The following is a 22,738-nucleotide window of genomic DNA, read 5'->3' on the forward strand; positions in this document are numbered from 1 at the left end:
GTCATGAGTCACGAATCCGTCATCGCCCACGCCAGCCGCATCGTCGTCAAGGTGGGTTCTTCGCTGGTCACGAACGAAGGCCGTGGCCTGGACCGCGCGGCCGTCGCCGCGTGGGCCGAACAGATCGCCGCCTTGCGCGGTCTGGGCAAGCAGGTGGTGCTGGTCTCGAGCGGCGCCGTGGCCGAAGGCATGGCGCGGCTGGGCTGGCCCCGACGCCCCAAGAACATGCACCAGTTGCAGGCGGCGGCGGCCGTGGGCCAGATGGGTCTCGTGCAGGCCTATGAGACGGCGTTTGCCGCGCATGGCCTGCCCACCGCACAGATTCTGCTCACGCACGAGGATCTGTCCGACCGCGAACGCTATCTCAATGCCCGCACCACGCTCGTCACGCTGCTCGAGCTGGGCGTGGTGCCCATCGTCAACGAGAACGACACGGTCGTCACCGACGAGATCCGCTTCGGCGACAACGACACGCTCGGCGCCCTCGTCACCAATCTGGTCGAGGCCACGGCGCTCGTCATCCTGACCGACCAGCGCGGCCTCTACGCCGCCGATCCGCGCAAGCACCCGGACGCCGAATTCGTCGCCCACGCCACGGCGGGCGATCCTGCGCTGGAAGCCATGGCGGGCGGCGCCGGCAGCAATGTCGGCACGGGCGGCATGCTCACCAAGATCATTGCGGCCAAGCGTGCTGCGGGCAGCGGCGCGCACACCATCATCGCGTCCGGGCGCGAGCCCGAACTGCTGGTGCGGCTCGCCGAGGGCGAGTCCATCGGCACGAGCCTGCACGCGCGCGTGGCCCCGCTGTCCGCGCGCAAGCGCTGGCTGGTCGATCATCTGCGCCTGCGCGGCCGCCTCGTGCTGGACGACGGCGCGGCGCGCGCGCTCACCGTGGACGGCAAGAGCCTGCTGGCGATTGGCGTGACGGCCGTCGAAGGCGATTTCGAGCGGGGTGACGTGGTGGCCTGCCACGACAGCGAAGGCCGCGAACTCGCGCGCGGGCTCATCAACTATTCGGCAGCCGACGCGCGCCGCATCCAGCGCCAGCCCTCCAGCCGCTTTGCGGAGATCCTCGGCAGCAGCAACGAGCCCGAGCTCATGCACCGCGACAACCTCGTGGTGTTGCGGCCACAGGCGCCGGCATGAGCCTGGCCGGCGACGAGGCACGCGCGGATCGGATCATGACCCGGCCGGCGCATCTCTTTGCCTATGGCATCCTCACACGCGACGACATCGTGCGCGCCGTCACCGGCCGTACTTACCGCATGGACACGGCCGTGCTGCCGGACTATCGGCGCTATGGCCTGCCCCACCCAGGCAACGAGGTCTTCGCCGCCATTGCCCCGGCATCGGGACACACGGTGCCCGGACGTCTGCTGTGGGACGTCACCGACGCCGACCTGGCCGCGTTCGACCGTGTCGAGGAAATCGGCACCGGTTACTACCAGCATGCCGTCGTCCACGTGCGCATCGACGGTCGCGCCGAACCGGTTCGCGCACTTGCCTACGTGTGCGGGGATGCGCGTCGCGCAACGCTGACCGGCGATTGGCAGCCCGAGGCGTTCACCGGCGAGGCAGCCGCCACCTTCATCCGCGACGTGCTCCCCCGCCTGCTGGGCTGATGGGGGCCCGTCCCACGTCGCCCACGATCTTGCCGATGGTGCGCACCGCGGCCTCCACGTCCGGGGTCACGGGCGCACCGCAACTCAGCCGGATGAAGTGATCCGAACGCCCGGCATTCGAAAACAGGGTGCCCGGGCAGAATCGAATCTCCTGCGCCAGGGCTTGCTCGAAGACCTGGTGCGAGGGAATCGCGTCGGGCAGCTCCACCCATAGCAACATCCCGCCCGCCGGCACGCTCAATCGCGTGCCTTGCGGAAAGTGCCGCGCGACCGCCTCGGCGATGCGCTCACGCTGCTGGCGCAATGCGCGACGCAGCGTGGCCAGGTGCCGATCATATCCGCGCGAATCCAGGAACGCCGCCACCGCGATCTGACCGAGAGCTTCGTTGGGCCGGCTACTCGCATACTTCAGCATCTGCGCCCGGTTCTGCCACCGCCCGCCCATCATCCAACCCAGGCGCATGCCGGGGGCGAGGGTCTTGTGCAGGGAGGCGCAATAGATCACGTTGCCGGTCTTGTCCCACGACTTGAGCGTGCGCTGCGGACGCTCGTCATCGGCGAGCAAGCCGTAGGTATCGTCCTCGATCAGCGGCACGCCATGCCGCTCGCACAAGGCCACCAGGCGCTGCTTGTCGGCCTCCGGCATGATGCTGCCCAGCGGGTTCTGCATATTGGGCACGGCCACGACGGCGCGGATGCCCGGCTGCGTGAGGAACGCGAGCTCCAGCGCCTCCACGGACAGCCCGCTCTGCGGGCTGGTGGGCACCTCCAGCGCTCGCAGACCGAGGGTTTCGAGCACCTGCAGCAGCCCATGATAGGTAGGCGATTCCACTGCCACCGTGTCACCGGGCGAGGTGACCGTGCGCAGCGCGATGTTCAGGGCTTCCGTGCACCCGTGCGTGACGATGACGTCATCCGCCGAGGGCGTCATGCCCTGATCGTAGGCGCGGCGTGCCAGTGCCGTGCGCAACGCGATGTGGCCATGCGTGGGCACCGGCGTGCACAGGACGTCCCCATGCAGGCGGGTCGCGCGAACGACCGCCTGGCGCAGTGCGGCCTCCGGGTAATGCTCGGGCGCCGCGACCGCCACGGCCAGATTGACGCCGCCCACGCAGGCGTTCGTGCGTGAGACGAATTCCGAGATGCGCGAGTGGACACCGACGTACGCGGCCGGGTCCAATCGGGCAGGGATGGCGGGCTCGCGTGCTGGCGGCATCTCATGCCGACGCGGCGTGCGGACGAAGTAACCCGAGCGCGGCCGGGCCTCCAGCCAGCCCTCGCCCTCCAGTTCACGGCAGGCCTGCAGCGCCGTGGACAGGCTGACCTGATGGGTGCGCATGAGATTGCGCACGGAAGGCAGACGATCGCCGATGGGCAGGGCACCTTGTTGGATGGCCTGACGGTAATGTCCGGCGAGCTGGCGGTAGAGTGGCGCGGTGTTCATGACGTTAGAGTGCGCCCGTTCAGACGAATAGAACAGACACAGATTCACGCATTGGAACCATAACAGATGGCCGGCAGGGCCCACTGTTGCGGCGCAGAAACCCCGTTGCTGTGCCTGCCGCGTCGCCCGCGAGATACGTAACCTGGAGGCTCTTCTTCAGCCCGTTTGCGGAGCCTCGCCATGCCCCACCCCGCCCTCTCGCCGGACCGCTACGTCGCCGCCGGCAGCGCCTTTGCCGAATACTTTCCGGATGGCACCCTGCTCGTGTGCACCTCGGGCAGCCTCACGCTGCGCCTGCCGGCCATCGACCTGGCCGAGTCGACCCTGCGGCCCACGCTGCGCCTGCACGTGGGCGAGACCTGCCAGCTGGACGCGGCAGGCTGGGTGCAGGCCACCGCCATCGAAGCCGCGCAGCTACGCGTGGTGAGCCCGAGCGCAGCGCCGCTTCTCCTCGTCGGCATCCTGACGCGTCTGACCCGGCGCATGGCCGGCGCCCTGCGCTCGCGCCGCGCCGATACCATCACCCAGCCGCAGGCTTAAGACGCAACGGCGCGGGTCTCGCACTTGCGGCAGACGCAGGAAACCCCGCCCGAACCGGCGGGTTCAGAAACCACGGCACGTATCCTGCTACATCCCGTTGCCGCACCAGACATATTGCTGGCGCGATGCTACCTGCCCCCGATGGGAGAATTCCATGCGCTTGAACCGTCTCGCCCTTACCGCTGCCCTTGCTGCTTCCGCCGTCTTTGCCGGTTGCACCACCACCCTGCCGACCACCGCCAACACGCAGGCGTCGGCCGCCCAGCAGCGTCAATCGATCAACAGCGCCGCCGATGAAACGCTGAACCGCCTGTATCAGCAAGCGCCGGACAGCCGCGCCCTCATCCAGCGCGCGCATGCCGTGCTGGTGTTCCCCGAAGTCCTGAGCGGCGCCTTCGTCGTCGGCTTCGAACACGGCGTGGGCGTGCTGCGCGTCAAGGGCGCCCAGCAGGGTTACTACACCACCACTGGCGGCTCGATCGGCTGGCAGGCCGGCGCCCAGTCCAAGGCCATGGTGCTCGTCTTCACCGACGCAGCCGCCTACGAGAAATTCCGCAACAGCAATGGCTGGACGATCGGCGCCGACGCCACGGTGGCTGTCGCCAACATTGGCGCCAACGGCTCGATCGACACCCAGACCGCGCGTCAGCCGGTCGTGGGCTTCGTCCTGAACAACGGCGGCCTGATGGCCGGCGTGTCCATCGACGGCACCCGCATCGCTCGCGCGAACAACCTGTAAGCCCGCCTGCGGGCCGCAAGGCCCGTACGGCAGTCTGCATGAAGAAGGCCTCCTCGGAGGCCTTTTTCGCGCCCATCGATGGTGCGTCAGACGAAAAAAAACCTCCGCGCCCGAAGGCGGGGAGGTTCGACAAGAGCCGACGTTCAGGGGATGCGAAGGGCGGCCCGTCCGTCGAAAACAGCGTGCGTTGATTAAGCCTGTTGCTGGGCCAGTGCGGCCTTCTTCTTGGCTTTGCCGCGGTAGTACGACCAGACCAGACCTGCGATCAGCAGGGCACCAGCGGCGAGGAAGCTCGCGCTGATCGGACGCTGAACGAAGATCGCCATGTCGCCACGCGAGAGCAACAGGGCACGACGGAAGTTTTCTTCGACCATGGGGCCGAGCACGAAGCCCAGCAGCAGCGGTGCCGCCTCGAAGCGCAAGCGCAGGAAGAGGTAGCCCACGATGCCGAAGAACAGCACCATGACGACGTCGAACAGGTTGTTGTTCGTGCTGTAGACGCCCACGCAGACGAAGAACAATGCCGTGGGATAGAGGAACTTGTAGCGTACCGACAGCAGCTTGATCCACATGCCGATGAGCGGCAGGTTCAGCACGAGCAGCAGGACGTTGCCGACCCAGAAGCTGGCGATCAGGCCCCAGAAGATGTCGCCATGTTCGCTGATGAGCTGCGGACCGGGCTGGATGCCGTGAATGATCAAGGCGCCGAGCATCAGGGCCATCACCGGGTCACCCGGGATACCCAGGCTCATCGTGGGGATGAAGCTCGTCTGGCTGCCGGCATTGCAGGCAGCCTCCGGCGCGGCCACGCCTTCGATGGCGCCACGGCCGAAGCGCTTCGGATCCTTGGCGATCTTCTTTTCGGTCGCGTAGGCAATGAACGAAGCGATCGTGGGGCCCGTGCCCGGCAGCACGCCGAATAGCGAGCCAAACGCCGTGCCGCGCAACACCGCACCGCGCGCCTGCTTGATGTCGCCCGGTTGCGGACGCATGGAACGCATGCTGATCTTGCCCGTGCCTTCGATCTTCACGGCGGAGGTCATCTTGTTCACGTTGCGCAGCACGTCGGCCACACCGAACAAGCCCATGGCCAAGGCCACCAGCGAAATGCCGTCGGACAATTCCATGATGCCGAAGTGGAAGCGCATCACGCCCGAGTTGACGTCGGTACCGACCACGCCCAGCAGCAGACCGAGCACGACCATGGTCACGCCTTTGACCGCAGAGCCCTTGGCCAGGGTAGCGCCGGCCAGCAGGCCAACTGTCATCATCGAAAAGTATTCGGCGGGGCCGAACTTGAACGCGACTTCAGTGAGCAGCGGCGAGAACAGCATCATCACGAGGATGCCCACCGTCGCTCCGCAGAAAGACGAGAACATCAGCATGAAGAGTGCGGAACCTGCCTTGCCCTGTCGGGCCAGCGGATTACCGTCCAGACACGCGACCGCGTGCGAGGCCGTACCCGGCATGTTCAACATGATGGAGGTGATGCCACCGCCGTATTGCGAACCGTAGTAGATGCCGGCCAGCATCACCAGCGCCGCGGTGGGCGTCATGGTGTAGGTGAGCGGCAGCAGGATGGAGATGGTGGCCAGCACGCCCATGCCGGGCAGCACACCGATCAGGTTGCCCATGAAGACGCCGAAGGCGGCCCACATGAGGTTGTAGGGCTGGAAGGCAACCCCGAACCCCATCAGGATGTTATCGAGCAGTTCCATGTGTGATCAGCCCCAGCGGAACAGAGGGAACTGCAACTGCAGGCCCCAGGAGAAGATGAGCGCGCCCACCACAGTCACGCCCAGGGCCAGCGCCACGGCGTGCACGAGCTTCTGGTCACGCTCGCCCATGGCCGAGATCAGCACCAGCGCGAACGTGGCCGGCGCCAGGCCTCCCCAGCGGCCGATGATGATGAAGGCGATCAAACCGAGGATGATCATGCCCCAGCCACGCCAGTCAGCGGGATCGCGGCTGATGTCGTGCTCCAGGTCTTCTTCCGCAACCGGATCTGCATTCAATGCGATGAGAATGCCCAGGCCGATCAGGATCCAGCCCAGTGCAACGGGGAAGAACCCCGGGCCCATGCGGGCCAGTGTGCCAATGGAGTACGTACTCCCTTGGATGACGGCGCCGATCCCGAGGAGCGCGACGAGCGCTCCCCCGATCAGATCAACCTTGCTTCGTTGTCTCAGCCAGCTCAATGGATTTCCCCCTAAGAGTGCTTTCTTCGTCGCGGCCGAACGGCCGGGCACGGGACGACCCCGTTTTTTCTGGAACGAAGAGTGGAGGAGAATACGAGCGCTGACTTTCAGTCGGCTTTCAGGCGCGATGCTGCATCGCAACATCCGCAGGGATGAGGCGAATCACCGCTTTGAGTCCGACACCGCCGAGCCGGTTGGGCTCGCCGTCTTCCAGCCAGATGTCGCCACCATCACGCCGCACGAATGCACGGGCAATGGCGAGGCCGAGCCCCGCGCCATCCGGCGTGCCGACCTCGCCGTTCAAGCGTTCGAACCGCTCGAAGGCCACGCTGCGCAGGGCAGGATCGACACCTGGGCCGTCGTCGACGACGGTGAGGAAGACTTCGGGACCATCACGGCGGCAGGACACGGTGATCGTGCCACCCGCGCGGGAGTACTGCAATGCGTTGTGCACAAGGTTGGATACGGCCTCGCGTATGCCGTCCTCATGACCGCGAACGAGAAGGGTGTCAGGCCCCGCGTCGTCCCAGCCCAGGTCGACGCCCTGCGCCTCTGACAGCGGCAGGTACTCGATCAGGACGTCACGGGCGCAGCCGGCCACGTCAAAGGTAGCCGCCTCCACCCGCGAGGCGTGGCGTGCGAGCGCCAGGTTGAGCAGTTGCTCCGTCAGCCGGCGGGTCTTGCCCAGGCGACGCACCAGGGCCGTCAGGCTCTCGCGCATGTGGACGGGGTCGCGCTCGCGCAGCGCGTACTCGGCTTGGGTGAGCATGATCGTGAGGGGCGTGCGCAGCTGGTGCGAGGCATCGGCCAGGAACTGCGACTGCGAATCCACGATGTTGCGGTGGCGCGCGATGTGGTGGTTGACGGCGTCCACCAGGGGCACCACCTCCTGGGGCACGGCGGAGGCGTCCAGCGGCGTGGCGTCCTCGGGACGGCGGGCGGCGACATCCGCGCGCAGGCGCGCCAGGGGTCGCAGCCCCCAGCTGACGCCGAGCCACAGCAGCAGCACCATGATGGCGAGCGCCCGCAAGTCACGCCAGCTCTCTTGCCGCACAGCAAGTTGCTCAGCACGCATACGCTGGGCGCTGCTCTGCGCGGCCTGCACCAGCACGGGAATGGGTCCCTGACCTGAGGGCACGCGGCGCACCTGGGCGGCCACGCGCACGGGCTGCCCCCCAAGGAATCCGTCATAGAACAGGGGTTCAGGCGCCAGCGCCACCTCCCAGTCCATCGGCAACGGGAAATCATCACGCCCGAACAGCACTTCGCTGCCGCGCACCGCGGCGTCGGGCGCCACCGCAGGGTCGGCCCCCAGGCGCAGAATCTGGAAGTAGATCGGTTCGTCCCAGTCCGGCTCGACGATGCGCTGCACAATCGTGCGGGTGTCGACGTCGAGCTCACCGCCGCTCAAGAGGCGTACGCTGCGCGCCAGTACGTTCACAGGCATGTGCAACGCATTGTCGTAGGCTTGGCGGGTGATGCGGGCGAGCGTCTGATAATCGCTGTAGCTGTCGAGCAGCAGGGATGCCAGCATGCCCGGCAACAGCAGACTCAGGAGCAAGCCCTTCAGGCTCAAGCGCCACCGGCGCTGCCGCGCCGTGCGGCGCCGGAAAAGGCGAGCCAGCGACATACGCGCGGTCAGGCGCTCGGGCCGGGCGATGCCAGCTCGTCGGCACTCCGCTCGTCCCCGGCCTTGAGCAGATACCCCAGGCCACGGACGGTGTGGATCTGCACACCGCTGTCGGCGAGCTTCTTGCGCAGCCGGTGCATGACGACCTCGATGGCGTCCGGGCCCGCATCGCTCTGCAACTCGAACACTTTCTCGAAGAGTTGCGACTTGGTCATGGGCTTGCCGAACCGCTGCACGAGGGCAGCGAGCGCGGCCCGCTCGCGCGGCGTGAGCGAGAGCAGTTCGCCATCGAGCGAGAAGCTGCGGGTTTCGCTGTCGAAGACCAGTCGACCGTACTGCGCACGCGTACTGCGCACGCCGCGGCCACGCCGCCCAAGCGCGCTCAGGCGTGCCTCGAGCTCGGCCAGCGCGAATGGCTTGGTGAGGAAGTCGTCGGCGCCAAGATTCAGGCCCCGCACACGATCGTCCAGCCCGCCCTGCGCCGTGAGCACCAGCACCGGCGTGGCGTTGCCCGCCTCGCGCAGTTCGCGCAACCACACGAGCCCATGCGTATCGGGCAGACGCAGATCGAGCACGATGGCGTCGTACTCAGTCGCGGCCACGGACGCGCGCGCGCTGCGGATATCGGAGACGTGATCCGGCACGAAGCCGCTCTGCGCGAGCGCACGCAGCAGCCAGTTGGCCAGATCCTCCTCGTCCTCCACCACCAGGAGCCGCATCGTGCTAAGCCTGGGGCAGAATGCCGCCCGCCGTCTCCGGCACGAGACGCGGCTCGGCCTTGGGCAGGCCGGGACCGTGACCCTGCGCCTGACGGCCACGCGGGCCGTTCATGTGCTGGCGCAGGAAGCGGGTCTCGTTGCCGCGGCGAAACAGGATGGCCGACAGCTCGTTGAGCGCCTCGGTGTAGACGTCACGCTTGAACTCGATCACCGCGTCGAGCGGGACCCAGTATTCGTTCCAGCGCCACGCATCGAACTCGGGGTGCTTGGTCGCGCGCAGGCAGACATCGGAATCGCGCCCGAGCATGCGCAGGAGGAACCAGATCTGCTTCTGGCCCTTGTAGTGCCCGCGCCATTCACGACGCACGAAGCGGTCAGGCACGGTATAGCGCAGCCAATTGCGCGTGCGTCCCAGGATACGGACGTGCTCGGGCAGGAGCCCGACCTCCTCATGCAGCTCGCGGTACATGGCCTGCGCAGGGCTTTCGCCGTACTTGATGCCGCCCTGCGGAAATTGCCAAGCATGCTCGCGGATTCGCTTACCCCAGAAGACCTCGTTTTTCTGGTTGACGAGGATGATGCCGACGTTGGGACGGTAGCCTTCTCGATCCAGCATGGCCACCTCCAGCAATTTCTATACAATTGAGATCGATTATATCGATGACCTCGCTACCCGGCGAGGTCTTTCCTTTTCCCGACCTGGCAGGCCATCTGCCCGCTCCCATGCGCGCTTCCCGATACCATATCAATACCCTGAAAGAAGCTCCTTCCGACGCGGAAGTGGCGAGCCACCAGCTCATGACGCGCGCGGGCATGATCCGCAAGCTCGCGGGCGGCATCTATACCTACATGCCGCTCGGGCTGCGCGTGATCCGCAAGGTCGAAGCCATCGTGCGCGAAGAGATGACCGCCGCTGGCGCCATCGAACTCCTCATGCCCGTGGTGCAGCCGGCCGAGCTCTGGATGGAATCGGGCCGCTGGGAACAATATGGTGCCGAGCTCCTGCGCATCAAGGACCGCCACCAGCGCGACTTCGTGCTCCAGCCCACGTCCGAAGAAGTCATCACCGACATCGCGCGCGCCGAGATCCACAGCTGGCGCCAGCTGCCGCTGAATTTCTTCCACATCCAGACGAAATTCCGCGACGAGCGCCGGCCGCGCTTCGGCTTGATGCGTGGCCGCGAATTCACGATGAAGGATGCGTACTCCTTCGACCGCGACGAAGCCGGCGCGCAGAAGAGCTACGACATCATGTACCAGGCCTACCTGCGCATCTTCGAGCGCCTGGGCCTCACCTTCCGTGCCGTGGCGGCCGACACCGGCTCCATCGGCGGCACGCGCAGCCATGAATTTCAGGTGATTGCCGACACCGGCGAAGACCTGCTCGTCTACAACCCGGATTCGGATTACGCGGCCAACATCGAACTGGCCGAAGCGGTGTCGCTGATCGCAGAACGCGCAGCCGCGAGCGAATCGCTCACGCGCACGCCCACGCCCGGTGCGGCCAAGTGCGAAGCCGTGGCCGAGCTGCTGTCGCTGCCGCTCGCGCGCACGGTCAAGTCCATCGTGCTGGCCACCGAGACCGACAAGGGTCCGCAGATCTGGTTGCTGCTGCTGCGTGGCGATCACGAGCTCAACGAGGTCAAGACGGGCAAGCTGCCTGGTCTGGACAAGGGCTACCGCTTCGCGACCGAGGCCGAGATCGTCGAGCACTTCGGCTGCGAGCCCGGCTATCTGGGCCCGATCAAGACGGCCAAGCCCGTGCGCGTGATCGCCGACCGTACCGTCGCGCAGATGAGCGACTTCGTCTGCGGCGCCAACGAACGCGACTTTCACTTCACGGGCGCGAACTGGGGCCGTGACCTGCCCGAGCCTGAGCTCGTCGCAGACCTGCGCAACGTCGTAGCGGGCGATCCGGCCCCCGACGGCCAGGGCACGCTTGCCATCCAGCGCGGCATCGAAGTCGGCCACGTGTTCTTCCTCGGCACCAAGTATTCCGAGGCGCTGAAGGCCACGTTCCTCGACGAGACGGGCAAGCCGGCCACGCTGCAAATGGGCTGCTACGGCATCGGCATCACCCGCATCGTGGGTGCCGCCATCGAGCAAGGCCACGACGAGCGCGGCATCATCTGGCCCGCGGCGCTGGCGCCTTTCCAGGTGGTGGTGTGCCCGGTGGGCTGGGGCAAGAGCGAAGCCGTGCGCACTGCCGCCACCGCGCTCTACGACGATCTGATCGCGCAAGGCGTGGATGCCATCCTCGACGACCGCGACCTGCGTCCGGGCAGCATGTTCGCCGACTGGGAGCTCATCGGCGTGCCGGTGCGCGTCACCGTGGGCGACCGGGGCCTGAAGGACGGCGTGCTCGAGGTTCAGAGCCGCCGCGACAGCGAGGCCGAGAAGGTGCCTTCAGGCGAAGCGCTGGGCAACGTGCTCGCGCGTCTGCGCGGCTGATCGCATGACCGTGGCGAGGTCGGCTGTCGACCTCGCCCGTGGCTGGCGGCGCCGGGCGCTGCTCGTCCGCCATCCGACGCACGAGATTCGCTGCGCCTTGCGTCTCACGGCGTGGGATACCGCCGTCCATCGGCCTGGCTGACGCTTCGTCCCCCGCTTCCTGCCGTTCGTCGCAATCGCCTCGACCTGCTCCTGCGGGATCCGCATGCTGTGGTCACGTTCACCGTCACCACGAGGCCGTCATGCTGTCCCTCCCCGCAGGTTTCACGCCGCTCATCCTCATCCATACCGGCGCTGCGCTCGTCGCACTGCTGCTGGGCTTTGCTGTCTTCCTGCGCCGCAAGGGCACGGCGGGTCACCGCCGCCTGGGCCGCGTCTGGGCGCTGCTGATGCTCCTCGTCATCCTGAGTTCGTTCGGCATCCGCGGCTCGGGCAGCTTCTCGTGGCTGCACGGCTTGTCGGTGGGCAGCCTCGTCGCCCTCGTGCTGGCGATCTATCATGCGCGACAGGGCAACTGGCGTGCGCATCGGGGCACCATGATCGGCCTCTTCGTGGGTGGCCTCATCATCGCGGGGTTCTTCACCCTGTTGCCATCGCGTCTGCTGGGAGAGCTGGTATGGCACACCGTGCTGGGTTGATGCGGATGCCGCCGGGATTGACGTCCCTGGCCGGCACGCTCGTCGTGTGCGCGGTGATCGCGCTGCTGCTGGGCACCTATGTGCCGGGCGTGGGCGGCGCGCGTTCGGCCTGGACCTACTCGCTGTGCATTGGACTGCTGGGCTATGCGTGCATCGAGACCGGCCGACGCCTGCTCTGGCCGACCGGTGCACCCCATCCGATCGGTCTCATTGCCCTATGCCTGCTCGGCATGACGGCAGGCTTCGTGGGCGGCGCCTATCTCGCGGCCTGGCTGCTTGGGGACGACGCGGCCTGGCTCACCGGCGCGCGCGGCCCGGAGTTGCTCGCTGCGAGCGTGCTCGCCACGGTCGTGGCCACGGTCATCGTCGCAGGCGCCAGCTGGATGCGCCACTACACGGTTGCGCTGCGTCTGCAGCGCGAGCTCGAGCAAGCTCGGGCCGATGCCGCGCACCGCCTCGCGGACGAAGCCCAGCTGCGTCTGCTGCGCGCCCAGCTGGAACCGCACATGCTCTTCAACACGCTCGCCACCCTGCGGGCGCTGATCGCGCGGGATCCGCCCCGCGCGCAGGCCATGCTCGATCGCCTGGTGTCCTTCCTGCGCGGCACGCTGGCAGGCTCGCAGGCCGAAGCCATCACGTTGCGCGAGGAGTTCGCGCTGCTGACCGATTATCTGGATCTCATGTCCGCCCGCATGGGGCCCCGGCTCACGTATCGTCTGGACCTGCCGCCCGCGCTGGCCGATCTGCGGGTACCGCCGTTGTTGCTGCAGCCGCTGGCAGAGAACGCCATCCGTCATGGTCTGGAGCCGGCGCCGGCCGGCGGGCGCATCGAGGTCACTGCCGACGCGCAGCCGGGCCGTGTCGAGATCACCGTGCACGACACCGGCGTCGGCATGGATGCACTCGTCCTGCCGGAGCCCCGCCCGGGTCATGGCGGCTTTGGCATGGGCGCCGTGCGTGCGCGCCTTGCGGCGGCTTTCGGCCCGGCCGCGACGTTGTCCGTCGTCTCGCCCTGGCCCGCCGAGGCCGACGGCGGGACCCGTCTCATCATCCACATTCCGCAGGAGGCTTTGCCCTCGCCATGACGCGTGCCGTGATCGCCGAAGACGAACCCTTGCTCGCTGACGCCTTGCGCGCCGAATTGGCCAGCGCGTGGCCGGATCTCGCCATCGTCGCCCAGGTGGGCGATGGGGCGAGTGCCCTGCATGCCGCACGCACGCTGCAGCCGGACATCCTGTTCCTGGACATTCGCATGCCGGGACTGAGTGGCTTGGAAGCTGCCCAGGCGCTGGTGGAAGACTGGGACCTGGCCGCACCGCCGCCGCTCGTCGTCTTCGTGACGGCCTACGATGCGCATGCGGTGCAGGCATTCGAGCTCGCCGCCATCGATTACCTGCTCAAGCCCGTCACGGCCGAGCGGCTCGGCCAGACGGTGCAGCGTGCGCGGCAGGCGTTGGCCGCGCGCGGGCCAGACAGCCTGGCCGCGCTCGCCGCGCGACTCGGCCCTTTGCTCGGCCAACTCGAACCGCGTACCGAGGCCGCCCCGTTGCGTCATCTGCAGGCAGGTGTGGGTACGCAGGTACGGCTGATTCCGATCGATGCCGTGTGCTATCTGCAGGCCACTGACAAGTATGTGAACGTGGTCACCGCCGAAGGCGAAGTCTTGCTGCGCAGCAGTCTGGCGAGTCTCATGCCACGGCTCGATGCCACGCGCTTCGTGCGCGTGCATCGCAGCACCGTGGTGAATCTGGACGAGGTGGCGGCCGCCGAGCGCGATGAGGCCGGCCGCACGTGGCTGCGCTTGCGCAGCCGGCCGGAGCGGCTGGCCGTGAGCCGGATCTATGCGGAGCGGTTCAAGGCCATGTGAGCCGGGCCCATGCTCAGCGCCGCTTGTAGACCAGCGCGATGCGCGCGAAGGCCACTTCGATCTCCTGGCAGCCGGCCTGCATGGTCGTGAAGCGTCCGCGATGGAAGATCATGAGCCGCTTGCCCAGCGGATACGGAATGAACTTCACGTAGCGCATGTCGCTCCAGGGCACTTCGCGGCGCATCACCCACGTCTGGCGCAGGCCATGCTCGTCGATGGTGACCACCGAACGCTGCATGGCCGCTGCGATGATCGCGAGACCGATATAGCAAAACGCCAGCGTGCCCGCGAAGACCGAACTCAGATGCTCGGCGGGCAGCCGGATGGCCGCGGACACGATCTGCCAGGTCAGCACGGCGAGCACCACCCAGGCGGCGATCTTCACGCTCGGGCGGTACGCCGGCCCCGAGACGGGCAGATTCAACTCACGCAGCAACTCGGCGTGTTCGGCCGCATCGACGTTGCCCGGCACGGCAAAGCCACGATGCTTCGACGGCGCCCCGGCTGGCGCGCTCATGCGGCCTCCCGGCGTGCCAGCAGGGCGCGGCCGGCCCGGCTGTCATTGGTACGGCCCAGCCGCTCGGAGATCCAGCGACCCGTGTCGGCCATGGCGTCGAGATCGATGCCGGTGCGAATGCCCATGCCATGCAGCAGATACAGGACGTCCTCGCTCGCGACGTTGCCCGTGGCACCGCGCGCATAGGGGCAACCGCCCAGGCCGGCCACGGACGCATGGAAGATCGCCACGCCTTCCTGCATCGCCGCCACGATGTTGGCGAGCGATTGTCCGTAGGTGTCGTGAAAGTGACCGGCCACGCGGGCGATCGGCACCACCTCGCCGACGGCGGCCATGACGCGGGCCACCTGCCCTGCCGTGCCCACGCCGATGGTATCGGCCACGTCGATCTCGGCACAGCCCAGCGCGAGAAAGCGCTCGGCCACGCGGGCCACGGCGGCAGGCGCCACCTCGCCCTCGTACGGGCAGCCGAGCGAGCAGCTGATGCTGCCGCGCAGGCGGATGCCAGCGGCATGCGCGGCCTCGGCCACGGGCGCGAAGCGCTCGAGCGATTCCGCGATCGAGCAATTGATGTTGCGCTGGGAGAAGGACTCGCTCGCCGAGCCGAAGATGAGCACTTCGTCCGCCCCCGCGGCCACGGCCGCCTCGAAGCCCTTGAGATTCGGCGTGAGCACCGAATACAGGGTGCCGGGACGGCGGCTGATGCCTGCCATCACGGCAGCGCTGTCGGCCATCTGCGGCACCCAGCGCGGCGACACGAAGGAGCCGGCCTCGATGTGCGGCACGCCGGCCGCGACCAGGCGCTCGATGAGCTCGATCTTCACCGCCAGCGGGACGTCGCCCTTCTCGTTCTGCAGACCGTCGCGCGGCCCGACTTCCACCAGTTTCACGTATTCGGGATAGGCCATGCGCGTCTCCTCCTGTCTGCCTGGCGTGGGTGGCCCCGCGCCGCTCTGACCCGCAACGATAGCCGAGATTGTCGGTCACCCGCGACCGGTGGCTTGCGCACGCAACGTGCCATGCGGCGTGCGCGGGCGGCCCTGGCATCGTCACGCCCTACGCCGCCCTTTCGAAGCGGCCGCCTGGCACACGGCGCACACGGCCGGCCAACTCCAGGCGCAACAGCGCGGCCTGGATGCTGGCAGCGGGCAGGCCGCTGCGACGCTGGATGTCGTCGACGAGCACCGGGTCGAAACCCACGGCTTGCAGCACGGTGTCGAGCCCCGGGTCGAGGAAGGCCGACGGTACGAGCGCGAGGTCGTCGGCCGGGTCCGCCTGCCCCGGCCCGAGCCCCGGGACAGCCGCCCCCGGCATGGCCTGCCGAGCGCCGAGGGCGCCAACGCCGAAGTCGCAGACGGCTCGCAGGGTGCGGCTACCCGCGGCCGACCCGCTCCGGGCGCGGCGGGCGCCAGGCCGGGCCCGAGCTCGTCGGTGATGTCCGCCACCGTTTCCGTGAGCTTGGCCCCCTGCCGGATCAACGCATGGCAGCCACGCGAGAGCGGCGCGTGAATGGAGCCCGGGATCGCAAACACCTCGCGTCCGAGCTCAGCCGCGAGACGCGCCGTGATGAGCGAGCCGCTCTGCAGCGCGGCCTCCACAACGAGCACGCCCCGCGTCATGCCCGCCACCAGGCGATTGCGTCGCGGAAAGTGCGCGGGGCGTGGCGGCGAGCCGAGCGGCAGCTCCGAGACCAGCGCCCCGCCTGATGCGACGACGGCTGCCGCCAGCGCGCGATGGCGCGCCGGGTAGATCACGTCCGCCCCCGTGCCCAGAACGGCCACGGTGCCGCCGCCCCTCGGGCCCCGCGGCCAGTGCGACCGGCATGGGCCGCCGCATCGATCCCGGACGCCAGCCCGCTGACGATGCTCCAGCCCGCGACCGCCAGGTGCCGGGCAAACGCCTCGGCCGTCTCCCGCCCGCCGGCACTGCCCTGACGCGCGCCCACGATGGCCAGCCCGGGGCGCGACAACGCGGCCCGCTGCCCGACCACGTAGAGCAGCACGGGCGGATCGTGGATGTGCCGCAGCAACGGCGGATAGTCCGGATCGTCCCAGCCCATGCAATGCTGATCGGGCTGTGCGATCCAGGCCTGGACAGCGGTGATCGCGGCTTGCAGTTCCGAATCCGGCGGTGCGGCGAGCTGACGCGCAAGGCGGCTGCCCACGATGGCGGCAAGGCGGGTCGGACTGGCAGCATAGACGCCTGCCGCCGAACCGCATTCGGCCAGCAGCGCGCGGGCGAGCGCGGGCGTGAGGCCGGGCTCCAGACCGAGGCGCAACACGGGCGGACAAGGGGATGGGGTCGAGGGATCTGGCATGGTGTATCGCGAAAGCCTCGGTGTATCACGCAGGCCCCCGTGCCAACCGCGCACTGTGGCGCTTCGCGCGCACCCGAAGGCACGCGTCAATGCCGCCCAAGGCCGCGCCGCCGGACGGCGTCGCTCACCGCATGACAGGACGCCCATAATAGCCAATAACTATTGGCTACAACACATTGATTTAACTATACTTGCGGGATCAGAAAGCATTCGCGAGGGTGCCTCATCATGGCCAAGACCCTACCCATCCTGCATTACCCCGACGCTCGTCTCTTCACCAAGGCCAAACCCGTGGCTGCCGTGGACGAGCGCATTCGCACGCTCGTCCAGGACATGGCCAAGACCATGTACGAAGCCCCCGGTGTCGGCCTGGCCGCCACGCAGGTGGACGTGCACGAGCGCGTCGTCGTGATCGACGTCTCCGAAGCCGCCAACGAGTTGCTCGTGCTGATCAACCCCGAGATCACATGGCGCAGCGACGAGCGCCTGGTGTACGAAGAAGGCTGCCTGTCCGTGCCCGGCATCTACGACAAGGTTGAGCGGGCCGAACGCGTGCGCGTGAAGGCACTGGACGAGCACGGCAAGTCGCGCGAGATCGAGGCCGATGGTCTGTTGGCCATCTGCGTGCAGCACGAGCTCGATCACCTCGATGGCAAGGTCTTCGTCGAGTATCTGTCCCCCCTCAAGCAGAGCCGGATCAAGACGCGCCTGCGCAAGCAGGAACGCCAGGCGGCCGCCTGAGCGCTGGCGCGCCTGCGGGCGCGCGTCCCGTCGTCTCCTTTTCGAATCGTCCGGGCGGCCTTCGCGGGCCGCCCCTACCTGTCGTCCCCATGCGCCTCGTTTTTGCCGGAACGCCCGAGTTCGCCCGTCACGCGTATACCGCGTTGCGTGCGGCCGGGCATGAGATCCCCCTCGTGCTCACTCAGCCAGACCGCCCCGCGGGCGTGGCCTGAAGCTCACACCCAGCCCGGTCAAGCTCGCCGCGCTGGCCGATGGCGCGACGGTCCTGCAGCCGCGCAGCCTGCGCCTGGACGGGCGCTATCCGGACGAGGCGGCAGCCGCACGTGACGCCTTGCTTGCCACCGCCCCGGACGCGATGGTCGTGGCAGCCTACGGTCTGATTCTCCCGACCTGGGTGCTCGAACTGCCCCGGCTCGGTTGCCTGAACATCCACGCCAGCCTGTTGCCGCGCTGGCGCGGCGCCGCCCCTATCCAGCGGGCCATCGAAGCCGGCGATGCCGAGACGGGCATCACCATCATGCAGATGGACGAAGGTCTGGATACGGGCGACATGCTGGCGCGCGCCGCCCTGCCCATCGGGCCCGACACCACCGCCGCCACGTTGCATGACGCGCTCGCCGACCTGGGCGCCCGTCTGATCGTCGACACCCTGCCGTCGCGCGCCGCGGGGGAACTCGCCCCCGAGCCCCAGCCGGACGAGGGCGTGACCTACGCGGCCAAGCTCGACAAGGCTGAATCCCGCCTCGACCTGAGCGCCGATGCGCCCCAGCTTGCGCGCCGCATCGCGGCCTTCAATCCGGTGCCCGGCGCCACGGTGGCGCTGCCCGGCCTCGCCGACCCGGTCAAGGTCTGGCGCGCGCAGGCCCTGCCGGCCGAAAGCGCTGCCGCACCGGGTACGGTGCTGCGTGCCGATGCGCAAGGCATCGATATCGCCACGGGTGCCGGTACCCTGCGTCTGCTCGAATTGCAGAAGGCCGGCGGCAAGCGCCAGACGGTCGACGTTTTCGTGCACGGCTGGACGGTGCCCGCATGACGGCGCCGCGCGAAGCCCCACCGCTCGCCCGTCTGCTGCTGGCCACCGCCCAGGCCTGCGCCGACGTGGCCAATGGCATCTCGCTCACCGAAGCGCTCGCCCGTGTGCCCGCCGATCTGCGCCCCGGCACGCAAGCCCTCGCCTTTCATGCCATGCGACGCCTGGGCTGGGCGCGCGCGGTGCGCAGCCAGTTGCTGGACCGCATCCCACCCCATCCGCTGCTCGACCCCTTGCTGCAGGTCTCGCTCACGTTGCTCGGCGAAGCCGAAGACACCGCCGAGGCAGAGCGCGACGGCACCCCGCGCTACGCCGCCCACACCGTGGTCGATCAGACCGTGCAGGCCGCCGCAGGGCAGCCCGACATGGCGCGCTACAAGGGTCTGCTCAACGCCTGCCTGCGCCGCTACCTGCGCGAGCGCGAGGCGCTGAACGAGACCGCGCGCAGCGGGCCCGAAGGCGCCTGGAACTATCCCGGCTGGTGGGTCACGCAAGTGCGGCGCGACTATCCCCAGACCTGGCAGGACGTGCTGCGGGCAGGCAACCATGCCGGCCCGCTCACGCTGCGCGTCAATCGCCGGCGCGCCACGCCGGCTGCCGTGGCGCAAGCCCTGGCTGACATCGGCATCACCAGCACGCCCCACGGCGACGCGGGTCTGGTGTTGCACACGGCCCGGCCGGTGCAGCAGTTGCCGGGATTCGCCGAGGGCTGGTGGTCCGTGCAGGATGCCGGGGCACAGCTGGCCGCACCGTTGCTCGGCGTGCGCGATGGCATGCGGGTGCTCGACGCCTGCGCCGCGCCTGGCGGCAAGACGGCGCATCTGCTGGAGTTGGCCGACATCGACCTGCTCGCGCTCGATGCCGACGCGAAGCGACTCACGCGTGTGGACGAGACCCTGGCACGTCTCGGTCTGCACGCCACGCTGCGTGCCGCGGCCGCCGAGCGTGTCGACACCTGGTGGGACGGCAAGCCCTTCGACGCCGTGCTGGCCGACGTGCCTTGCACGGCATCGGGCATCGTGCGCCGCCATCCCGACATCCGCTGGCTGCGTCGACACAACGACATCGCGCGCACCGCCGCGCTGCAGGCGCGCATCGTGGACGCGCTCTGGCAGGTCACTGCCCCGGGTGGTAAATTGCTTTACGCCACGTGCTCCCTCTTTCCAGCCGAGGGCGAGCATCAGGCCCAAGCCTTTGCCCGGCGCCATCCGGACGCCCAGCGACGGGACGCCCCCGGGCAATTGATCCCTGCCGTACCCGAGGCTGCGGCGAACGCCCAGCACGACGGCTTCTTCTACGCCCTTTTCGAGAAAGCCTGACTGCATGCTGCGCTGTCTTGTCGCCCGCCTGCTGATCCTGATCCCGCTCTGGGCGACGAGCGCCGCCACGCTGGCGCAGACCACCGCCCCAGTCGTCGAGTCCGTTGCCGTGACGCGGCACGACGACGGCTGGCGACTGGATGCCGACATCGCCGTCGATCTGAACGAGCAGTTGCGCAACGCCGCCGAGCGCGGACTCACGCTGTACTTCTCGGCCGACGTCATCGTGACCCAGCCGCGCTGGTGGTGGTTCGATCAGCAGGTGCTCGCCACGGAGCGGCTCTGGAGCATTTCGTACAACGCGCTCATCCGGCAATGGCGGGTGAGCAGCGGCGGACTCGCCCTGCCGGTGGCCTCGCTCGACGATGCGCTGGCGCTGGTGCGGCACATCCGCGGATGGCAGATCGCGCCCGGCAATGCCTTTGCGCCCGGTGAACGCTACCAAGGCCAGCTGCGGCTGCGGCTGGACGTGACCCAGCTCTCGCGCCCCCTGCAGGTGAACGCCATCAACAGCAGCGCGTGGGCCTTGTCCACGCCCTGGCGCGAATTCACGATCGACGTGCCCGACACAGGTAGTGCCCCATGAGCCGCCTCATGCGCTGGACGCTTGGCGTGGCCATCGCCAGCGCGCTGGCGCTTCTCGGTCTGCTCGCCTGGTCCACCAACAACGCGTCGCAGCTCGACACCTACTATCCGGTCCTGCTCGTGCTCAACACGATTGTGGCGATCGGGCTGGGCGCCTGGGTGATCGTGCTTGCCGTGCGCCTCGTGCGCCAGTTGCGTCGCCATGCCTTTGGCGCACGCCTCACGGCTCGCCTGGCATTTGCCTTTGCCCTGGTCGGCGTGGTGCCTGGCGTCTTCATCTACACGCTGTCCGTCGGCTTCATCTCGCGCTCGATCGAGACGTGGTTCAACGTGCGCGTGAACGCGGCGCTCGATGCCGGCCTGGACCTGGGCCGTGCCGCCCTGGATTCGCGGCTCGTGGACCTGAACAACAAGGCCCGCGCGATGCAGCTGGAGCTGGGCGACCTGCCGGCCGGCCCGGACCCGGACGTGGCCTTGACACTGACCCGGCTGCGCGAGCGCCTGGCCGTGCCCGAAGCCCTCGTCTTCACGGCGAATGGTTCGGTGGTGGCCTTCTCCACGAGCAACTTCGGCACGCTCGCGCCGGATCTGCCACCGCCCACGATCATGCAGCAGGTGCGCACGGCGCGCAGCTACTCCGCCACCGAGGCAGCCACACCCCAGGCAGACGACGGCCGGTTGATCCTGCGGGTGATCGTGCCGCTCGTCTCGCGCGCGGACTACGGCGAGCTGAACGCCTTCCTGCGGCCCGATGCGCGCTATCTGCAACTCGTGCAGCCCGTGCCGGACCTCATCGCCGACGCCGCCAACCAGGTACAGTCAGGCTACCGGGATTACCAGGAACTCTCGCTCTCCCGGCTCGGCCTGCGCAAGCTCTATGGCATCACGCTGACGCTTGCCGTGCTGCTCGCAGCCTTCACGGCCATCGGGGCGGCCTTCGCCTTGTCGTCACGCCTCGTGCGGCCGCTGCTGCGCCTGGCGGCCGGCACGCATGCGGTGAGCGTGGGCGACTATCGCCAGCTGCCCGAGCCACCGACCCGGGACGAAGTCGGCCAACTCACGCGCTCGTTCAACGCCATGACGCGCCAGCTCGCCGAAGCCCGCCGCATGGTCGAGGCCAATCGTCTGCAGCTCGAGCGCTCCAACGCCTATCTCGAGAACGTCCTTGCCACGCTGTCTTCGGGCGTCCTGGTGTTCGACGAGGGCTTTCGCCTCACCACCGTGAACCAGGGCGCGCAGCGCATCCTGGGCGCGGATCTGCGCACGGCGCCCGGCCGCCCGCTCGAGACCGTGCCGCACCTCGCGGGCTTTGCCAGCGCGATTCGCCAGGCCTTTGCCGCGCATGCGGCCACGGCAAGCAGCCGCCACCACTGGCAGCAGCAGATCGAGATCGCCAAGCCCGGCGACGCGGGCCTGTCCGAGCCCGCGCCCGAGCCCTTTCTGCACCAGCGCCGCACGGCCACCTCGCTCATGCTGCTCGTGCGCGGCTCGCACCTGGTGGTCGATGGCGCAGGTGGCTACGTGGTGGTGTTCGACGACATCACCGACGTCATCTCGGCAAGCCGGGTGGTGGCCTGGGGCGAGGTGGCGCGCCGCCTCGCGCACGAGATCAAGAATCCGCTCACGCCAATCCAGCTGTCCGCAGAGCGTCTGCAGGTCAAGCTCGAAGGCAAGCTCGAGGGCCCGGATGCCGCACTCCTGCAGCGCGCCACCACGACCATCGTGAACCAGGTCGCCTCGATGCAGTCCATGGTCAACGACTTCCGCGACTATGCCCGCACGCCCTCGCCCGTGTTGCAGGACACCGACCTGAACGCCCTGGTGGCCGACGTGCTCGCGCTGTATGGCTGGGATCCGCAGCATGCGCCGCACGGCAGCGGCGAAGGCGCGCGCCTGCAGGTGTCGCTGGCCGAGCCCTTGCCGCATGCGCTGTGCGACCCGACGCAACTGCGCCAGATCATCCTGAATCTGGTCTCCAACGCCATGGACGCGGTCGCTGGATCCAAGGATCATCCGCCTCCCGAAACGCCCACGGTGAGCATCGCCACACGCCCGGCCAATGCCCGACTGTCGGATGGCACGAGGCTTGCTGCCGTGCAGCTCACCGTGACCGACAACGGTCCCGGTTTCGCCGACAGCGTGTTGCAGCGGGCCTTCGAGCCCTATGTCACGACCAAGCCTCGTGGTACTGGCCTCGGCCTTGCCATCGTGAAGAAGATCGTCGAAGAGCATGGCGGACGCATCGAACTCACGAACCGGCCCGAGGGTGGGGCTTACGTGTCGATTCTGCTGACCCGTCTTGTCGAGTCTGGCGCGTCAGCGCCCTCCCCCGTGTTACAAGACGGACATGAACCCAAAAGTCTGCATGAGTAAGGTGTCGC

At 68.3% G+C, this 22,738-nt stretch carries 22 protein-coding genes and 2 pseudogenes; 13 read left to right on the forward strand and 11 right to left on the reverse strand.

Features of this window, described 5'->3' with window-relative positions:
• The first annotated feature begins 3 nt into the window (after positions 1-3).
• Complete coding sequence (proB, locus tag IMZ29_RS09170; RefSeq protein WP_216183006.1) at positions 4-1,146, forward strand: glutamate 5-kinase; 1,143 nt, start codon at positions 4-6, stop codon at positions 1,144-1,146.
• Complete coding sequence (locus IMZ29_RS09175; protein ID WP_216183007.1) at positions 1,143-1,622, forward strand: gamma-glutamylcyclotransferase family protein; 480 nt, start codon at positions 1,143-1,145, stop codon at positions 1,620-1,622. Before proB ends, IMZ29_RS09175 begins: the two co-directional genes overlap by 4 nt.
• Here the strand turns inward: IMZ29_RS09175 and IMZ29_RS09180 are convergent.
• Complete coding sequence (locus IMZ29_RS09180; RefSeq protein WP_216183008.1) at positions 1,588-3,066, reverse strand: aminotransferase-like domain-containing protein; 1,479 nt, start codon at positions 3,064-3,066, stop codon at positions 1,588-1,590. The two genes, IMZ29_RS09175 and IMZ29_RS09180, sit on opposite strands and share 35 nt — an antisense overlap.
• 180 nt (positions 3,067-3,246) lie before the next feature.
• On the opposite strand from IMZ29_RS09180, the gene IMZ29_RS09185 reads away from it, so the two are divergent.
• Positions 3,247-3,606: a hypothetical protein gene (locus tag IMZ29_RS09185; RefSeq protein WP_216183009.1), complete on the forward strand. Its 360-nt coding sequence runs from the start codon at positions 3,247-3,249 to the stop codon at positions 3,604-3,606.
• A gap of 154 nt (positions 3,607-3,760) precedes the next feature.
• Entirely contained in the window at positions 3,761-4,345 is a 585-nt protein-coding gene (locus IMZ29_RS09190; protein WP_216183011.1) for a BPSL1445 family SYLF domain-containing lipoprotein, read from the forward strand.
• Between the two features lie 191 nt (positions 4,346-4,536).
• Here IMZ29_RS09190 and IMZ29_RS09195 read toward each other — a convergent pair whose 3' ends face one another.
• The 5 genes from IMZ29_RS09195 to IMZ29_RS09215 all read right to left on the reverse strand — a co-directional run bounded on the left by IMZ29_RS09195 (position 4,537) and on the right by IMZ29_RS09215 (position 9,508).
• Positions 4,537-6,063, reverse strand: a complete 1,527-nt coding sequence (locus tag IMZ29_RS09195; RefSeq protein WP_216183013.1) for a tripartite tricarboxylate transporter permease — start codon at positions 6,061-6,063, stop codon at positions 4,537-4,539.
• Between the two features lie 6 nt (positions 6,064-6,069).
• Positions 6,070-6,543: a tripartite tricarboxylate transporter TctB family protein gene (locus IMZ29_RS09200; RefSeq protein ID WP_253206993.1), complete on the reverse strand. Its 474-nt coding sequence runs from the start codon at positions 6,541-6,543 to the stop codon at positions 6,070-6,072.
• 118 nt (positions 6,544-6,661) lie between these two features.
• A complete protein-coding gene (locus tag IMZ29_RS09205; protein ID WP_216183017.1) occupies positions 6,662-8,173 on the reverse strand; it encodes a sensor histidine kinase in 1,512 nt (503 codons plus the stop codon).
• 8 nt (positions 8,174-8,181) lie between these two features.
• Entirely contained in the window at positions 8,182-8,892 is a 711-nt protein-coding gene (locus IMZ29_RS09210) for a response regulator (RefSeq protein ID WP_216183019.1), read from the reverse strand.
• Positions 8,893-8,896: 4 nt separating this feature from the next.
• A complete protein-coding gene (locus IMZ29_RS09215) occupies positions 8,897-9,508 on the reverse strand; it encodes an RNA pyrophosphohydrolase (RefSeq protein WP_216183021.1) in 612 nt (203 codons plus the stop codon).
• A 107-nt stretch (positions 9,509-9,615) separates the two neighbouring features.
• Here IMZ29_RS09215 and IMZ29_RS09220 point away from each other — a divergent pair, with 107 nt between their 5' ends.
• The 4 genes from IMZ29_RS09220 to IMZ29_RS09235 all read left to right on the forward strand — a co-directional run bounded on the left by IMZ29_RS09220 (position 9,616) and on the right by IMZ29_RS09235 (position 13,848).
• Entirely contained in the window at positions 9,616-11,343 is a 1,728-nt protein-coding gene (locus tag IMZ29_RS09220) for a proline--tRNA ligase (RefSeq protein WP_216183096.1), read from the forward strand.
• Between the two features lie 242 nt (positions 11,344-11,585).
• On the forward strand, positions 11,586-11,981 hold the full coding sequence (locus IMZ29_RS09225) for a DUF2306 domain-containing protein (RefSeq protein ID WP_216183022.1): 396 nt from the start codon (positions 11,586-11,588) through the stop codon (positions 11,979-11,981).
• On the forward strand, positions 11,960-13,066 hold the full coding sequence (locus IMZ29_RS09230) for a sensor histidine kinase (RefSeq protein WP_216183023.1): 1,107 nt from the start codon (positions 11,960-11,962) through the stop codon (positions 13,064-13,066). The genes IMZ29_RS09225 and IMZ29_RS09230 overlap by 22 nt, the downstream gene beginning before the upstream one ends.
• A complete protein-coding gene (locus IMZ29_RS09235) occupies positions 13,063-13,848 on the forward strand; it encodes a LytR/AlgR family response regulator transcription factor (protein WP_216183026.1) in 786 nt (261 codons plus the stop codon). Before IMZ29_RS09230 ends, IMZ29_RS09235 begins: the two co-directional genes overlap by 4 nt.
• A 13-nt stretch (positions 13,849-13,861) precedes the next feature.
• On the opposite strand, the gene IMZ29_RS09240 is transcribed toward IMZ29_RS09235, so the two are convergent.
• The 5 genes and pseudogenes from IMZ29_RS09240 to IMZ29_RS22705 form a co-directional block, all read right to left on the reverse strand.
• The gene (locus tag IMZ29_RS09240) at positions 13,862-14,365 is read right to left on the reverse strand and encodes a hypothetical protein (RefSeq protein WP_253206994.1); all 504 of its coding nucleotides are present in this window, start codon (positions 14,363-14,365) and stop codon (positions 13,862-13,864) included.
• Positions 14,362-15,273 carry a hydroxymethylglutaryl-CoA lyase gene (locus IMZ29_RS09245; RefSeq protein WP_216183028.1) on the reverse strand — a complete coding sequence of 304 codons (912 nt, stop codon included), beginning with the start codon at positions 15,271-15,273 and terminating at the stop codon, positions 14,362-14,364. Before IMZ29_RS09245 ends, IMZ29_RS09240 begins: the two co-directional genes overlap by 4 nt.
• 148 nt (positions 15,274-15,421) lie before the next feature.
• Positions 15,422-15,679 (reverse strand): DprA-like winged helix domain-containing protein, encoded by a 258-nt coding sequence (locus IMZ29_RS22695; RefSeq protein ID WP_253206995.1) that lies wholly within the window; start codon positions 15,677-15,679, stop codon positions 15,422-15,424.
• 167 nt (positions 15,680-15,846) lie between these two features.
• Positions 15,847-16,146: pseudogene (locus IMZ29_RS22700) on the reverse strand (DNA-processing protein DprA); the annotation flags it as partial.
• Positions 16,116-16,682, reverse strand: coding sequence for a DNA-processing protein DprA (locus IMZ29_RS22705; protein ID WP_253206996.1), 567 nt, complete (start codon positions 16,680-16,682; stop codon positions 16,116-16,118). The pseudogene IMZ29_RS22700 and the gene IMZ29_RS22705, both read right to left, overlap by 31 nt.
• Before the next feature lie 228 nt (positions 16,683-16,910).
• Between IMZ29_RS22705 and def the strand changes: the two genes are divergently transcribed.
• The 5 genes and pseudogenes from def to IMZ29_RS09275 all read left to right on the forward strand — a co-directional run bounded on the left by def (position 16,911) and on the right by IMZ29_RS09275 (position 22,730).
• Positions 16,911-17,423 carry a peptide deformylase gene (def, locus tag IMZ29_RS09255; protein WP_216183031.1) on the forward strand — a complete coding sequence of 171 codons (513 nt, stop codon included), beginning with the start codon at positions 16,911-16,913 and terminating at the stop codon, positions 17,421-17,423.
• 89 nt (positions 17,424-17,512) lie between these two features.
• A pseudogene (gene fmt, locus IMZ29_RS09260) lies at positions 17,513-18,456 on the forward strand (methionyl-tRNA formyltransferase).
• Positions 18,453-19,772 carry a 16S rRNA (cytosine(967)-C(5))-methyltransferase RsmB gene (gene rsmB / locus IMZ29_RS09265; RefSeq protein ID WP_216183033.1) on the forward strand — a complete coding sequence of 440 codons (1,320 nt, stop codon included), beginning with the start codon at positions 18,453-18,455 and terminating at the stop codon, positions 19,770-19,772. Before fmt ends, rsmB begins: the two are co-directional and overlap by 4 nt.
• A gap of 4 nt (positions 19,773-19,776) precedes the next feature.
• Positions 19,777-20,358, forward strand: coding sequence for a DUF4390 domain-containing protein (locus tag IMZ29_RS09270; protein WP_216183035.1), 582 nt, complete (start codon positions 19,777-19,779; stop codon positions 20,356-20,358).
• The gene (locus IMZ29_RS09275; RefSeq protein ID WP_216183037.1) at positions 20,355-22,730 is read left to right on the forward strand and encodes a sensor histidine kinase; all 2,376 of its coding nucleotides are present in this window, start codon (positions 20,355-20,357) and stop codon (positions 22,728-22,730) included. The genes IMZ29_RS09270 and IMZ29_RS09275 overlap by 4 nt, the downstream gene beginning before the upstream one ends.
• Positions 22,731-22,738: the final 8 nt, after the last annotated feature.

This window comes from Verticiella alkaliphila (genome assembly GCF_018904615.1).
Lineage (GTDB): Bacteria > Pseudomonadota > Gammaproteobacteria > Burkholderiales > Burkholderiaceae_B > Verticiella > Verticiella alkaliphila.

What these genes read in the sequence shown, in the direction of transcription:
- IMZ29_RS09240 (WP_253206994.1), bottom strand. Translation starts at nt 14,365, where the DNA reads ATGAGCGCGCCAGCCGGGGCGCCGTCGAAGCATCGTGGCTTTGCCGTG.
- IMZ29_RS09185 (WP_216183009.1), top strand. Translation starts at nt 3,247, where the DNA reads ATGCCCCACCCCGCCCTCTCGCCGGACCGCTACGTCGCCGCCGGCAGC.
- IMZ29_RS09245 (WP_216183028.1), bottom strand. Translation starts at nt 15,273, where the DNA reads ATGGCCTATCCCGAATACGTGAAACTGGTGGAAGTCGGGCCGCGCGAC.
- IMZ29_RS09205 (WP_216183017.1), bottom strand. Translation starts at nt 8,173, where the DNA reads ATGTCGCTGGCTCGCCTTTTCCGGCGCCGCACGGCGCGGCAGCGCCGG.
- IMZ29_RS22705 (WP_253206996.1), bottom strand. Translation starts at nt 16,682, where the DNA reads ATGCCAGATCCCTCGACCCCATCCCCTTGTCCGCCCGTGTTGCGCCTC.
- IMZ29_RS09225 (WP_216183022.1), top strand. Translation starts at nt 11,586, where the DNA reads ATGCTGTCCCTCCCCGCAGGTTTCACGCCGCTCATCCTCATCCATACC.
- IMZ29_RS09230 (WP_216183023.1), top strand. Translation starts at nt 11,960, where the DNA reads ATGGCACACCGTGCTGGGTTGATGCGGATGCCGCCGGGATTGACGTCC.
- IMZ29_RS09175 (WP_216183007.1), top strand. Translation starts at nt 1,143, where the DNA reads ATGAGCCTGGCCGGCGACGAGGCACGCGCGGATCGGATCATGACCCGG.
- IMZ29_RS09180 (WP_216183008.1), bottom strand. Translation starts at nt 3,066, where the DNA reads ATGAACACCGCGCCACTCTACCGCCAGCTCGCCGGACATTACCGTCAG.
- IMZ29_RS09215 (WP_216183021.1), bottom strand. Translation starts at nt 9,508, where the DNA reads ATGCTGGATCGAGAAGGCTACCGTCCCAACGTCGGCATCATCCTCGTC.
- rsmB (WP_216183033.1), top strand. Translation starts at nt 18,453, where the DNA reads ATGACGGCGCCGCGCGAAGCCCCACCGCTCGCCCGTCTGCTGCTGGCC.
- IMZ29_RS09210 (WP_216183019.1), bottom strand. Translation starts at nt 8,892, where the DNA reads ATGCGGCTCCTGGTGGTGGAGGACGAGGAGGATCTGGCCAACTGGCTG.
- IMZ29_RS09195 (WP_216183013.1), bottom strand. Translation starts at nt 6,063, where the DNA reads ATGGAACTGCTCGATAACATCCTGATGGGGTTCGGGGTTGCCTTCCAG.
- IMZ29_RS09235 (WP_216183026.1), top strand. Translation starts at nt 13,063, where the DNA reads ATGACGCGTGCCGTGATCGCCGAAGACGAACCCTTGCTCGCTGACGCC.
- IMZ29_RS09275 (WP_216183037.1), top strand. Translation starts at nt 20,355, where the DNA reads ATGAGCCGCCTCATGCGCTGGACGCTTGGCGTGGCCATCGCCAGCGCG.
- IMZ29_RS09220 (WP_216183096.1), top strand. Translation starts at nt 9,616, where the DNA reads ATGCGCGCTTCCCGATACCATATCAATACCCTGAAAGAAGCTCCTTCC.
- def (WP_216183031.1), top strand. Translation starts at nt 16,911, where the DNA reads ATGGCCAAGACCCTACCCATCCTGCATTACCCCGACGCTCGTCTCTTC.
- IMZ29_RS09270 (WP_216183035.1), top strand. Translation starts at nt 19,777, where the DNA reads ATGCTGCGCTGTCTTGTCGCCCGCCTGCTGATCCTGATCCCGCTCTGG.
- IMZ29_RS22695 (WP_253206995.1), bottom strand. Translation starts at nt 15,679, where the DNA reads ATGCCGGGGGCGGCTGTCCCGGGGCTCGGGCCGGGGCAGGCGGACCCG.
- proB (WP_216183006.1), top strand. Translation starts at nt 4, where the DNA reads ATGAGTCACGAATCCGTCATCGCCCACGCCAGCCGCATCGTCGTCAAG.
- IMZ29_RS09190 (WP_216183011.1), top strand. Translation starts at nt 3,761, where the DNA reads ATGCGCTTGAACCGTCTCGCCCTTACCGCTGCCCTTGCTGCTTCCGCC.